General features: G+C 39.0%; 13 protein-coding genes and 1 pseudogene. 5 read left to right on the forward strand and 9 right to left on the reverse strand.

The window, feature by feature from the left end; genetic code table 11:
* Together HMPREF0013_RS09905 and HMPREF0013_RS09910 are read left to right on the forward strand one after the other, a co-directional pair.
* A partial coding sequence (locus HMPREF0013_RS09905; RefSeq protein WP_005802664.1) for an FAD-dependent oxidoreductase occupies positions 1 to 288 on the forward strand: 288 nt, incomplete at its 5' end.
* A 172-nt stretch (positions 289 to 460) separates the two neighbouring features.
* Positions 461 to 805, forward strand: a complete 345-nt coding sequence (locus tag HMPREF0013_RS09910) for a hypothetical protein (RefSeq protein ID WP_002121546.1) — start codon at positions 461 to 463, stop codon at positions 803 to 805.
* Between the two features lie 61 nt (positions 806 to 866).
* Here HMPREF0013_RS09910 and HMPREF0013_RS09915 read toward each other — a convergent pair whose 3' ends face one another.
* Positions 867 to 1,478: a glutathione binding-like protein gene (locus tag HMPREF0013_RS09915; protein ID WP_002121577.1), complete on the reverse strand. Its 612-nt coding sequence runs from the start codon at positions 1,476 to 1,478 to the stop codon at positions 867 to 869.
* Between the two features lie 207 nt (positions 1,479 to 1,685).
* Entirely contained in the window at positions 1,686 to 4,124 is a 2,439-nt protein-coding gene (locus HMPREF0013_RS09920) for an ExeM/NucH family extracellular endonuclease (protein ID WP_002121532.1), read from the reverse strand.
* Positions 4,125 to 4,269: 145 nt separating this feature from the next.
* On the opposite strand from HMPREF0013_RS09920, the gene trmB reads away from it, so the two are divergent.
* Together trmB and HMPREF0013_RS09930 are read left to right on the forward strand one after the other, a co-directional pair.
* A complete protein-coding gene (gene trmB, locus HMPREF0013_RS09925; protein ID WP_002121537.1) occupies positions 4,270 to 4,986 on the forward strand; it encodes a tRNA (guanosine(46)-N7)-methyltransferase TrmB in 717 nt (238 codons plus the stop codon).
* Positions 4,987 to 5,158: 172 nt separating this feature from the next.
* Entirely contained in the window at positions 5,159 to 5,785 is a 627-nt protein-coding gene (locus HMPREF0013_RS09930) for a glutathione S-transferase family protein (RefSeq protein WP_002121564.1), read from the forward strand.
* Between the two features lie 13 nt (positions 5,786 to 5,798).
* On the opposite strand, the gene HMPREF0013_RS09935 is transcribed toward HMPREF0013_RS09930, so the two are convergent.
* The 5 genes from HMPREF0013_RS09935 to HMPREF0013_RS09955 all read right to left on the reverse strand — a co-directional run bounded on the left by HMPREF0013_RS09935 (position 5,799) and on the right by HMPREF0013_RS09955 (position 11,040).
* Complete coding sequence (locus tag HMPREF0013_RS09935) at positions 5,799 to 6,578, reverse strand: Rossmann-like and DUF2520 domain-containing protein (RefSeq protein WP_002121590.1); 780 nt, start codon at positions 6,576 to 6,578, stop codon at positions 5,799 to 5,801.
* A 93-nt stretch (positions 6,579 to 6,671) separates the two neighbouring features.
* Positions 6,672 to 8,093 (reverse strand): OmpA family protein, encoded by a 1,422-nt coding sequence (locus HMPREF0013_RS09940; protein WP_002121601.1) that lies wholly within the window; start codon positions 8,091 to 8,093, stop codon positions 6,672 to 6,674.
* A gap of 213 nt (positions 8,094 to 8,306) precedes the next feature.
* Entirely contained in the window at positions 8,307 to 9,542 is a 1,236-nt protein-coding gene (locus HMPREF0013_RS09945) for a dihydroorotase (protein ID WP_002121616.1), read from the reverse strand.
* Positions 9,543 to 9,554: 12 nt separating this feature from the next.
* Positions 9,555 to 10,571 carry an aspartate carbamoyltransferase catalytic subunit gene (locus tag HMPREF0013_RS09950; protein ID WP_002121555.1) on the reverse strand — a complete coding sequence of 339 codons (1,017 nt, stop codon included), beginning with the start codon at positions 10,569 to 10,571 and terminating at the stop codon, positions 9,555 to 9,557.
* Positions 10,572 to 10,695: 124 nt separating this feature from the next.
* The gene (locus HMPREF0013_RS09955) at positions 10,696 to 11,040 is read right to left on the reverse strand and encodes a hypothetical protein (protein WP_002121583.1); all 345 of its coding nucleotides are present in this window, start codon (positions 11,038 to 11,040) and stop codon (positions 10,696 to 10,698) included.
* Positions 11,041 to 11,279: 239 nt separating this feature from the next.
* Between HMPREF0013_RS09955 and rlmKL the strand changes: the two genes are divergently transcribed.
* The gene (rlmKL, locus tag HMPREF0013_RS09960) at positions 11,280 to 13,490 is read left to right on the forward strand and encodes a bifunctional 23S rRNA (guanine(2069)-N(7))-methyltransferase RlmK/23S rRNA (guanine(2445)-N(2))-methyltransferase RlmL (RefSeq protein ID WP_002121585.1); all 2,211 of its coding nucleotides are present in this window, start codon (positions 11,280 to 11,282) and stop codon (positions 13,488 to 13,490) included.
* A gap of 18 nt (positions 13,491 to 13,508) precedes the next feature.
* On the opposite strand, the pseudogene HMPREF0013_RS25265 reads toward rlmKL, so the two are convergent.
* Both HMPREF0013_RS25265 and HMPREF0013_RS09965 read right to left on the reverse strand, forming a co-directional pair.
* Positions 13,509 to 13,589, reverse strand: a pseudogene (locus tag HMPREF0013_RS25265) (hypothetical protein); the annotation flags it as partial.
* A gap of 7 nt (positions 13,590 to 13,596) precedes the next feature.
* The coding region (locus HMPREF0013_RS09965) for an IS30 family transposase (RefSeq protein WP_005802674.1) at positions 13,597 to 13,844 on the reverse strand (248 nt) is incomplete at its 5' end.

The raw sequence follows: 13,844 nt of genomic DNA on the forward strand, positions 1-13,844 counted from the left end.
CTTAAATATAAAGACCGTGCGACGGATGAAGAGCATGTGGTCGAGCTTGCAGGGATCTTTGTACAGATTGGTTTACTGCCAAACACTGACTTCTTGAAAGACAGTGAAGTTGAATTAACCAACCGTGGCGAGATCATTGTGAATGACCGCAACGAAACCAATGTGCAAGGTGTATTTGCTGCGGGTGACTGTACGACTGTACCTTACAAGCAAATCATTATTGCTACAGGTGAAGGTGCTAAAGCATCACTCTCTGCGTTTGATTACATCATCCGTTCTGGGCAGTAAAATCGGTCAAAATCATTATTATTTATTTCAAGCCTAGCATTACAAAATGCTAGGCTTTTTTAATACTAGAGTTACAACTTTTTAACAATTTTCGATCTTTATTAATCATTTACTTTATGTTTATATTTTAGACATCCATATTTGGATGCCATGAATTAGAAGGAAAAACACAATGAATAAATTACTTGTTGCTTTAGGTCTTGCTGCGACTGTTGCCCTTGTTGGTTGTAATAAAGATAAAGCTCCAGAAACTGGTGCGACTACAGGTGAACACTTAGAAAATGCTGCTCAACAAGCAAGTGCTGATATCAAATCTGCTGGTGATAAAGCTGCTGACGATATTGCAACTGCAACTGATAATGCTGCTGAGAAGATCGATGCTGCAACCGATCACGCTGCTGACGCGACTGCTAAAGCTGCAGCTGAAACAGAAGCGACTGCACGTAAAGCGACTGCTGATACAGCTCAAGCTGTTGAGAATACCGCTGCTGAAGTGAAAAAAGACGCTCAACACTAATCGTTTTTAGTATAAAAAAGCCCCTATTGATTAGGGGCTTTTTTTTGGCTCTTAAAATCTTTTATGAAATTAAGCCTTCGTCACGCATCGCAATTTGTACAGATTGACGCTCTGCAACTTTATTGCGTAATGCAATAATGTGCTTATAAGGTGTTAAGTCATGCTCAATTGAGTTTGACCAATTTGTTAAAACAAATAGATAAGCATCTGCTGGACCAAAATTATCATTTACCAAATAATCGTAATCAGATTCAGACAAATAGTTATCGATATATTTTAAAAGACGGTCGATTTCTGCATAAGCTTTGGTTTTTTCATCGCTCGTTAACGGTGCCCCAAAGAAAACTGCATAAGCATCATGCAATTCAGAGTTCAAATAACCCAACCATTCCAATACTTTCGCACGGCCCATACCCGATGGCGGAATTAAATCCTGCTTAGGATCGTGCTGGGCAAGGAAAGGTAAAATCGCCACGTTCTCAGTTAACATTAAACCAGGGTTAATTTCTAAAGCTGGTACATATCCTTTTGGATTAATCTCGTAATAATCTGCACCTTTTTCTGTTTTATGTGTTTTTAAATTTACTCGTTCCAAGTCAAAATCAACATTAATTTCATTTAAAATAATATGTGCAGCTAAAGAACATGCGCCTGGCGAATAATATAATTTCATATCTGATCCTTGTTATCTCATATTAACGTTTTAAATTGCTTCTAGAAAACCTGCAAGGTTTGCACAATTCTTTAATTGTAAAAAAGCGTAAACTTATAAAATACTTACACCATCTAATATTCTTGAAAAATTTATTCCTTGCAAGTTGTCTTGCGTGACGATTGTTTAAAATATGATAAAACACATTTACGTCACGCAATTTTTCCATTAATTACGTTTAAAAAGCTGGCTAATCCAATTCATTAATTCAGTTAAGAAATCAAAAATACCGTTTTTCTTATCATCATCAGGCTGGCTTGAATCTTTACCATTTAAATCCAGATCAACAATTACTGGATCATGATCCGAAGAACGATAAGCATCTTCAGCATAGAACAATGCCTTTTGCTCATCAGTTTTATATTCTTCGTTGTAATCTAAAACGGTTGGCTCATCTGCATTGATATGCCATGCAAAGGTTCTGACTACTTTTGGATATAGAGCTGCATCAGCAATTGCATGGTCTAAATTACCCGCTCCACCATTTCCATTGGCATCACTCGCAACACCAAACACATAGCTATATGCCTCTGCACCCTGTCCTACCTTAGCGTCGTTCAACAAAACTTTGTAGTTCGCTTTTTCAAATGACAAAATAGGTTCTTCTTTTGCGTAGCTATTCATATCCCCTACAAGTAAAGCATTTTGCTTAGGCACTTGAGTTGGATTTTTTGCTAACCACTGCACAATTTGATCAACTGCTTTCACACGAGTCGGGTTCCAACAGCCTTGACCATCTTTTTGGTCTGCATCAATAGAGCTAGCATCCACCCCACTACAGCTTTTCGATTTTAAGTGATTTGGAATAACGGTAAAGGTTTTATTACCACGAACGGCTTGGAAACTTTGCGCCAATGTTGTTCGGTTCTTGTCACCCAAATCAAGCACAACGGGTTTATTCAAAGGCTTAACACGCTTGCTGTTATAAATAATAGCAACCGCAATCGCATCACCACCTAAACGGTCTAAGTTTTCAGGAACAACGTATTTCCAATCACTACCTAAAGCACTGGTTAAATGAGCAATTGCACTGTTCGGACCATAACCATTGTTCGCAATTTCCATTAAACCATACACATCAGCATCAATCGCTTTTAATGCACTCACAATTTTACGATGCTGTTTATCAAACTCAGCTTGTGTCGTTGCACCGCGCTCCGTTGGGAAACCCGTTGCGCCATTGTCATAGTTCAAAACGTTAAATGAAGCTACGCGAATGTGATTAGCATTTTTGGTAATGACACTTTGACGCGGGTTTGTTTGAGTAATTACTTCAGGTTGATTGCGTCCAAGCACTGGTTGCACACGCCAACCATTAAAACGATATTCTAAAATACCTTCAGCATTTTTAAGTTGATAACCTGAACGTAGCGTATTAGCAGCACTAAAATTTGTCGGTAACCACGGAGTACGGTTTTGATTGTTATAGCCGTCATCAAAAATAATTTTCGACGATAAATTCTTCTGAGCAAGAGCTTTAGCTTCAGGAGATAACGCTGGATATAAATTAGTCGGAATATATAAGCGACCTAAGCTTAGAGATAATTCACCATAACGGCCATAATTGTAGTTCTCGCTTACCGTTAAAGTCTGAGGTAATTTAACCAACATACCTTGATAACGCTGCGGAGAATGAGTTGAACCACCTGTTAAGCTAGCAAATGGAAGTTCAAGGCTAATCGGCTGCACCTGATTTGCCATATTGCTATTACAAGTTTGAATATCTTGTTGTAATTGATCTAATTGCAATTGGTTTTGATAAGTTGTTAAACGACCACGCAAAATAACCTCATCGCCAACTTGTCCGCCTTTTATAGTGCTACTATTTGGAATATAAACAAAAATAGCATTGCTGACATTTGCACGCGCTTTCGTATCTGGTGTCTGCACATAAAAACCAGAGAAACCATTGGCATAGCGGTAGTCGGCAGTAATTACCCCACGTACAGTATAGCTCTGGTTTTGTGCTGCGGTTGATAAATCAGCAATTGGTGTATCGGAGCTTGAACAACTCACCGTTTCAACAGGTGGCTGTGTTATTGAGCCAGATAAATTTGAAAAGTCATTTCGGTTTGTCCAAGCTGACCATGAACGGTCCAAATCAAATGCTGCAGTTGCATCAATACTTAAAGCTGAGTTCTCAGTTTCAATACGCTTAAAACTATTTCCTAAGCTCGAAACGGCTGTTCCCCATCCTGTTTCTGGTCGCTCACCAATACGCCCAAAACGGTCTACAGGCGTACCTTTATACACAAGTACAACCGCATCATCTCCATTAAAAGATAATGCAGCGATCTGATTTACTTTACTGCCAAGTTCAGCCTGCAACTCAGAACGACCTACTAAAAACTTCTGCTTACTGGTTAACGATCCTTGTAAACGGAAAGTCGCTGTTTTTGCTGTACCGCCATTATTAAATTGTTGAATTTCATAGTCGGCTAAATTAACTGTAGTCGCATCTGGATTATAAATTTCCAAACCTTTGCGGTTACTACTGCCGTCAACATATTGACTAAACATGAGCTGTGCTTGTGCCCAAGGACTATATGTAAAAGCACCAAGTGCCCCTAATAGCACAGAAAGTGTGCGTAATTGAAAAGTTTTCATGAGTAAATATGTTCATTTGAAATTTATATAGATTCTTAGATTAAATATTGAACATGACATCTACATGAAGAAAAACACCGAAACATTTGACTTGACCACATGAAGACTTAAAATACCGCATTTGAATTTCAATATTGCCAAGGTTATGTCGATCGATCAGTTAGAAACGCAAATTGCAGACTTAGACAATTTGCCTGAACACCGTGAAATTGTGACGTTTATGCGTCGTTCAGCACCACTTAATACGTCTCAACGCACGGCATTAGAACAACATCGCGATTTAATTTTGGAATATCCTGTTGGTGACTTACGTCAGCACTTCGAACATCCAGAACGTCCTTTAACTGTTGAAATCGGTTTTGGTATGGGTCGTTCATTAGTGCTTATGGCAAAAGCAAACCCTGAACGCAACTATGTGGGTATTGAAGTTCACGTACCTGGTATTGCTCAGTGTCTTTATGAAGCAGGTATGGCGGAACTTAAAAACTTACGTGTACTTGATGCAGACGCGATTCAGGTTTTACGTGAAATGCCAGACAACAGCATTAACTGCGTACAACTTTACTTCCCAGACCCATGGCAAAAGAAACGTCATTTCAAACGTCGTTTTGTTATTCATGAGCGTATGCAATTGGTTGAACAAAAACTTGAGCTTGGTGGTACATTCCACGCAGCAACAGACTGGGAACCGTATGCTGAATGGATGCTTGATATTTTAGACAACCGTCCAGATCTTGAAAACTTGGCGGGTAAAGGCAACAGCTACCCTCGTCCAGAGTGGCGCCCAGTGACTAAGTTTGAACGCCGTGGTATTGAGTCAGGTCATAAGATTAATGACTTTATTTTTAAAAAGATTAAGTAAATAATAAAAAAGGCTTAGTAATAAACTAGGCCTTTTCTTTTTTATATAAAAAGAAATTAAATATATCTGATCTATAGTATTTCTTCTTTCTAATTAATAATTGCCAATCTAAGCGAATCTAGCTATTTATAGAAACTGGTACTTGCCACACTAAAAATACTAAGGACACCACATGTTAAAAATTTTAGGGCGCGATAACTCCATTAATGTACGCAAAGTCTTATGGTTGTGCGAAGAACTAAATCTTGAATATGAAAGAGAAGATTGGGGACGAGGCTTTCGCTCCGCTCAATCACCTGAATATTTACAATTAAACCCAAATGGGCAAATTCCTGTTGTTTTAGATGGCGATTTAGTCCTTTGGCAGTCCAACAGTATTATCCGTTATTTGGCAAATGCTTACGATAAAGAACATCAGCTTTACCCTACTCAAGCGAAAGAAAGATTCTTTGTTGATCAGTGGATTGATTGGCAAGCCATCGAACTGAATAACAGCTGGACTTATACAATTATGTCTCTCTTGAGACATTCTCCAGATCATCAAGATCCAAACTTATTACAACAAGGTATTGATGACTGGAATCATCATATACAGATTCTCGATCAACAACTTGAAAAAACTCAGGCCTATGTTGCTGGTTCACAATTTAGCTTGGCCGATATTCCAATTGGTCTGTCTGTACAACGCTGGAAGGCCACTCCTTTTGACCATCCAACGCTTAAGCATGTCGACCAATATTTTGAACGTTTAAATCAACGTGCTGGTTTCTTAAAATGGGGCAATAACGGCGAACCTTAATTTTAAGCAAGCTTTAGTCCGAGTGATGGCGCTTCACGATGCCATCACTTAAAAGTTGATAGACCTGTTTTAAGTCATCTTGATTTGCTTGAGCTAATAAGTCTTGATGCATTGCCAAGATATTCTGATCTCCCCTTACTGCAGGCCCTGTTTGCATTTGCTTTGGATCATTTTCAGTCGCTTTTTTTGCTGTTTCTATAATTAAAGGATAGAGCAAGCTAAAGTCGACCTGCTCTTTATCTACAACCTGCTTTGCCATATCAAAACAATAGTTACTAAAGTTACAAGCAAACACAGCTGCCAAATGCAAAGTTAAACGCTGTTTTGAGGTGTATTGATATACTCGTTTACTTAGACTATTTGCTAAATCTGAAAGTAGTTCTTGATCAGTATCTGTTACCGCTTCAACAAATAATGGTGTTGCAGACCAGTCAACGTCTCTCTCAAGGCTAAATGTTTGTAATGGATAAAATACCCCTGCTTTTGTATGCACATGACTAATGACTTCAATATCTGTGCTACCAGAGGTATGAACCATAAGTGTTTCAGGAAACAATTCATGAATCTGTTTTACAAGCTCTGCAATTGCACTGTCTGAAACCGCTAAAATAATAAGATCAGTTGATTGGAATTGTTGAAGTGACTGACATGCTTTTGCCTGAAATTGCACTGCAAACTTTTGGGTTTTCTCAAAATCACGCGCATAGACTTGTACGATGTGATGACCTTGGCCCAATAAAGCCTTTGCCAAATGAAAGGCAACTCGCCCACTTCCCACCAAACTGATTTTCATATCGATCCAACACTATTTATTTCAACAAAAAAGCTTCTCAAAATGAGAAGCTTTTTTCAAATTAAAATATCTAATTTTTCATAAATCAGAATATTATTGAGCTACTGAAAACTCAATACGACGGTTTTTAAAACGTCCTTCTTCTGTTGTATTCTCTGCAACAGGCTGATCAGAGCCATGGCCTTGTGCAACTAATTTAGTCCCGTCTACACCTTTAGATATTAAATAGTCAACTACTGCTTGAGCACGGCGTTGTGATAAAGCTTTATTTGCTGCTGCATTACCTGTCGAGTCAGTATGACCACCCACATTTAATTTCACACCACTGACTTTATTTAAAAGTGTTGCAGCTTGATCAAGAATGGCTTTGTTGTCTGCTGGAATATCACTTGAGCCACTCGCAAAGTTAATGATTTGCAAGTTAAGTGCTTTTACTAAAGCATTTACATCGACATTATTCGGATCAATTGAGCCTAGAGCAGTTTGCGAAGCAGTTAAACTATTGCTTACAGATTGCTCAGCTGTTTCTGGTGCAGTAGAAACAACTTCAGTGTGAGGAACAAGAGCTTTTACTTTTGCGGTTAATGCTGCTAATGCTGCTGCATCACCTGCTTTCAAAGTAATTTTGTCACCTATCCATTCTAAAGATGCATTTGGCACACCTTTTAAGGCACCAAGCACGCCAGCAAGTGCATCTTTATCTGTAAATCCAGCTGCATATGTTTGACTAGTATCAACATTACAATCTTGGGTTGATGAGAAAACCTGTTTAACTTGAGTTTGTAGTGTTGCTAAGAATCCTTGATCTCCAATACCTGCCTGACACTGGCTCACAGCACCTTTATCATCTGTGCTTAATGTTAAACTCGCAGGTGCAGCTGCGGTAGTAGCTTCAACACCACTTGCACCCGTTGGTTCTGGTGCTGGCACAGCCTCCTTATGTTGGCAAGAACGCCATAACCAAGCAATGATAAGACCCAGAATAATGAGTGCAATAATAGGCAAGAATCCACGAGATTTGCCTGTATTTTCAGTCGCAGCGGCAAGTGGTGGTGCTGTTGACGGTGTAACAGAAGACAAGCCTGCACCAAGCCCTAGTGGCGCTAATAGGCCAACAGCCCATCCCGGTAAATGTGAACGAATTGTTTCGGCATGCTGACGTAAATAATTCACAATACTTTGTTGATCATTTCCGGCAACATCCGAAATTGCATTAAGGCTGGGTTTAATTGCACTATTGAGTGTACTTTCGATTTCATTATTTGGTGCCGTACCGCTTAAATGAGTAAGTACCGTATTCTTGATTTGGTCATTATGAGAAAAGAGGTCTGATAATGAAGGAGTCAAACTATTTTTTAATTGTCCAATAAGATCAGGTTTAGCAGCTAACAATGAAAGTAAAATTGGATAAAACTTAGATAAAGCATTCGATTTTTCGCCTAGGTATCCGTCCTGATTATTTAATATAGTTGATGATACTTTTTCTTTAAGCAGTTCTATAGGGTTTATCGACATTGGTTATTCTCCCGAATTTTATACGTCGTAACCAGCAACTTTTGATTATTCAAATACTTCTCTTTGCTGATAGTTTTTTATTCTAATCTGCGTTCAATGTTTTATTGTTTTTTAAATAATTTATATACAAATTTGCATCTAGTCTTTACAAAACAGGCAGATCTTATTGATCTACCTGTTTATATTTTAAATTTACTTTAAATAACCACTTTATCAGTTAGCAAAAGTTTGAAGTACTTTACCGCTAAGGTTTTGGCCCAACAATGGAGTATTTTTCCCTTGCGATAAAATCGTGTCTTTGCTTACTGTCCAGCTTAATTCAGGATCGACTAACACCCATCCTGCTTCATCTTTCCAACGCGTAGTCATATTGGCAACCTGCGCAGGTACGCTAGTCACTTTCTCCACCCACTCTAAAGGTTCAAATAAGCCTTCATTAATGAGTTGAATGCCTAAAGATACATAAGTATCAAAAGCAGTAATGCCCGGTTGAGTTTCAGCAAATGGTGCCATTTTTGCGGAGCTGCTTAAAGGTTCGTGATGCGTACAAATTGCATCAATCACGCCCTCTTTTAAACCTTGACGTAAAAGTTCTTTATCTTGCTCAGAACGCAATGGTGGACGAACATGTGCTAGCGAATTGAAACCATCAGTTAAGTGTTCAGTTAAATGCAACTGATGCATTGCTACATCGGCAGTCACAGGTAAACCTTTTGCTTTTGCTGCGCGGATTAATTCAACCGCTGCACCACAAGATAACAAACCAAAGTGGGCTTTTACGCCAGTTGCTTCAATCATAAGCAAATATTTCGCAATCGCCACAGTTTCAGCAATTGCCGGAATCATTGGCAAACCTTGGCGAGAAGCAATAAAGCCTTCGTGTGCACATCCGTCTTTAGCAATCTGTGGCTCTTCAGCATAAAACACAACCGTTAGACCAAGACCCGCTGCATATTCCAAGGTACGAATAACTACATCGTCATTTTCAAAAGCAGCATTCGCATTAGAAACAGCAGTACAACCACCTTTTTTCAGGCCCGCCATGTTTGCTGGTTGCTTACCATTTAAACCTTGGGTCTGAGCACCAATGATATGCATATGAATGCCCCCATCATGCCATGCCTTTTCAATCAAGCCATGAATGAGAGCACCGTTGTCTTGTACAATCGGCTTTGAATCAGGTGGTGTAATAACATGCAAAATACCATTGCCACGTGCTGCCTTACCTTCCGATTTCAATGTCCCATGTTGCTGTTGACCCGGCTCACGCAAACGCGCGCATAAATCAACCATGGTTGGCATTAACCATTTGCCTTGGCCGTCAATGGTTTGCTCCACTTGCTCTACTGGAGCAACCAACTTGCCATTTTCAATATATACAGTTTGTACGCTGTCTGTTTTTTGGATTGGGTCTAACACACGTACATTTTCAATTTTTACAATACTCATGTGATCCATTCCTTACAACGTAATCGCTTCAATTAAACCTTGCTCTTGGAGTTGGCCTTGCATCGATAACGCCAATACGGCCATACGAACTGCAATACCATTGGTTACTTGTTTTAAAATAACCGACTGATCTCCATCAGCAACACTTGAATCAATTTCTACACCACGGTTCATTGGTCCCGGATGCATCACAATGCAATCTGGTTTAGCTAAACCAAGACGTTCTTTGTTTAAACCATACATTCTGTAAAATTCAGACTGTGAAGATAACGCTGGAGAGTCAATACGTTCGTTTTGAATACGTAAGGCAATAATCACATCACAATCGGTAATACCTTCATCCATCTTGTTAAACAAACGAACGTGCTCGCCATATTCCGAAAAGCCCACTGGCAATAATGTATTCGGTGCAATCACACGAATGTCTTTACAACCTAGAGTTTGTAATGCAGCTACATCCGAACGTGCTACACGAGAGTGTTTAATATCCCCGATAATAGCAACGCTTAAATCTTCAAATGGTTTTTTAGTTTCACGGCGAATAGTCAGCATATCAAGCATCGCTTGCGTCGGATGAGCATGACGTCCATCCCCTGCATTAATAATCGCGACCTTTGGACATACATCTTTAGCAATGAAATGTGCAGCACCCGAAGATGAATGGCGAACAACAAAGATATCCGCTGCCATTGCTTCAAGGTTCCAGAGCGTATCGCGCAGAGTTTCACCTTTTGAAGTACTTGAACGTGCAATATCAATGTTCAGTACATTGGCAGACAAACGTTTTGCTGCTGCTTCAAAAGTAGTACGGGTACGTGTGGAGTTTTCAAAGAAGAGATTCATAACCGTCAATCCCTCTAAGAGCGGACGGTTAATTAAATTATTATTATCGTCTAAAAAGCTTTGTGCGGTATCTAAAATCTTGGTGAGGTTTTCTTTTGAAAGTCCCTCAATCGTTAAAAAATGTTTTAAATTTCCGTCTTGATTGAGCTGAACCTGGCTCGGTTGATGCAACGCTGCAATATGCATAATGGATTCCTATGGGTCGAATCGCGAAAACGTGCATAGTGTAGCTGAATTCCGCTCTTTTCGCAGAAGAACTTTACAGAATAAGGCCCTAAATTGACCAGAAAATTTAGAACCTTATTGGCAATTACCTTAATGCACCAATGTAATGGTGCGGAACTTGTGCCCGATAAATATCCTCGGCGGTAATTTCCGACTCTTCATCGACTTTAACAACAGCAATTTTTTCTTTTTGAGAAGGCTCAGGTATTGTATCAACCAACGATTTCAATCGTTCAACACATCGTTTTAATTCGTCATCCTCTGATTCTAGTGCCAGCGCAATGACATATTTTGCATAATCTTTATTTTGGACAACGTACATTGCATCTATTACCCGCCCCGTCACCCTACGCATGCGTACATATATTTGTGTAGATACTGAGAAAGCATCTGCATTAGCAATAAAACCATTCCCCATCATGTCTTTCATTTATAATTACCCCATCAATTTAAAATAATAAAGTGGTTAAAAACTGGCTATGTTTGTTAATTAAATAACCCTTGATAGGATTGAGTTAGCAAAATACATACCACTTTAATTGTTTTAATCTTTAAAAATCAGTTTATTGGTTGGATTATGATAGGTTGCAATAATTTAAAAACCTTTACACATCAAAATAAGTTAAACTTTGCATCGTTAATATTTATATGTTTTGGTCAATCGAGTTTATGAATACCTCTTTACGTTTAAACCACTATTGGATTACTTGTGCTGATGGTTTAGAAGCCCTCTTACAAGAAGAAATAGAACAGCTTGGCACCAAAGTGACAGAACGTAAAGCAGGACGTTTAATCATTGAAGGGACGCTTGAACATGCTTACCGCATCTGTATGTGGTCGCGCCTTGCTTCTCGTGTTTTATTGCCTATTCATACTTATGAACTTGAACATACACACGATGCACGTGATGTAGCAGAAGAGCTTTATGAAGGTGCGATTAGCTTTGATTGGTCACTTATTTTTGCACCACAAAGTACCTTCGCTATTCGCTTACATGCTGAACGTGAAATTAAGGTTAACACTCAATTTGCAACACTTAGAGCAAAAGATGGTGTTGTAGATTCCTTTATGGAAGCTGTAGGTCGTCGTCCGAGCATTGATACTAAACAACCAGAAATTACGTTGTATGTTTTAGCAGGTAAAACTGAGCATACATATTGCCTAGATTTATCAGGTGATTCATTACATAAACGTGGTTACCGTCGTTATATGACGGATGCACCAATCAAAGAAAACCTTGCTGCGGCAATCTTACAAAAAGCTCAGCTTCAACAGCGCAACCCAGAGATTGTGCTCGACCCGATGTGTGGTTCAGGTACATTTATTATTGAAGCATTAATGATTTTAACTGACCGTGCACCAGGACTTGTACGCCGTTTTGGTTTTAATGGTTGGCATGGTCATGACCGTGAACTTTGGCTTTCACTTAAAGCTGAAGCAGCAGAACGTCACGAAAAGGCGCTTGAATTACCTTTACCTAAGTTTTATGCCTACGATGCAGACTGGGAAGCTGTAAAAGCTACTCGTGAAAATATTATTGCGGCAGGTTTTGAAAAAGTATTAGGTCAAATTCAGATTGAAGAACGTACTTTAGCGGACTGGCCTGATTTTTCAGCTGAAGGCAAAACTGCATTTATTGTGACTAACCCTCCATATGGTGAACGTTTAGGTGATAAAGCATCTAACCGCTCTCTTTACTTAGGTCTATCTGCACTTCTACAAAAACATTTCCCAAATCAATATGCAGCAATTATTGCAGCGCAAATTGAACAAGCCGATGTTTTAGCGTTTGAAGCACCTGAAACCTTACGTTTAATGAATGGTAAGTTACCAATTTACATTCGTTTTGGTTCAATTAAGCCAGAAAAAGTAACTCAGCCATTCTTAGCAACTTGGCAAGCTCAACCTATTGAAATGGAAGAAGCTCAAGATTTTGCTAATCGTTTGCAAAAAAATATGGCTGCATTGAAAAAATGGGCAACGAAAGAAAATGTTTATTGCTTACGTTTGTATGATGCAGACTTACCTGACTTTAATGTCGCTGTAGATTTATATGGCGATCGCTTACATGTGCAGGAATATGCACCACCAAAAACAATCGATCCTGAAAAAGCAAAAAAACGTTTTAATTTAGCACTCGCTGCAATTCGTGCTGTTACTGGTTTAAACCGCGATGCTATCTTCATTAAGACACGTGCGCGCCAAACTGGTACAAATCAATATACAAAACAAAGCACAGCTTCAAAACGTTTTATCGTTCAGGAAGGTAAAGCTAAAATTTTAGTTAACCTGACAGATTACCTAGATACAGGTTTATTCCTCGACCACCGTCAAATGCGTTTACGTATTGCTCAAGAAGCTCGTGGTAAGCACTTCTTGAACTTATATAGCTACACCTCTACAGCAAGCTTACATGCTGCTTTAGGCGGTGCTGCAAGCACGACAAGTGTAGACTTATCTAATACCTACTTAAGCTGGTCAAAAGAAAACTTCGTTTTAAATGGCCTGACTGTAGATCACGCAGATGAACAGCACATGTTCTTTGCGAGCGACTGTTTTGAGTGGTTAAAAGAAGGTCACGAACAATATGACCTTATTTTTATCGATCCACCGACATTCTCAAACTCTAAAAAGTTCTATGGTACTTTCGACGTCCAACGTGACCATGTTTCACTCATTAAACGTGCAATGAATCGTTTAAACAGTGAAGGAACGCTCTATTTCTCAAACAACTATCGTGGTTTTGAAATGGATGAAGAGATCGAAGCTATTTTTCAGGTTGAAGAAATCACTTCTGAAACCATTGGCCCTGATTTTAAACGTAATCAGAAAATCCACCGTGCATGGAAAATCCAGCATCCTGGTCTAGATCAATATTAATAAGATTAGAGGTTATTATTACTTCACGGTAATAATAACCTCACCATGAACATTTTTTGATTCAAAATCATATTTGGTAAATCGGTCTGCTCTTTCGGGGGCGAATTCAAACATGAGGTGCGACAGTTTCAAAAGCCATATGATAATCAACAAGCTGAGCAAATTTCTCTAATGGTGTAAGCCAATCTAACGCCTTTCTAGGACGAGTATTCAGTGACATGGCAACTTGATTTAAATAATGCTGATCTGCCTGATTTAAATCAATCCCTTTAGGTAAATATTGCCTAATTAAACCATTCATATTTTCGCATGTGCCTTTTTGCCAAGGTGAATGTGGGTCACAGAAATATACAT

Source organism: Acinetobacter sp. SH024 (genome assembly GCF_000163635.1).
Lineage (GTDB): Bacteria > Pseudomonadota > Gammaproteobacteria > Pseudomonadales > Moraxellaceae > Acinetobacter > Acinetobacter pittii.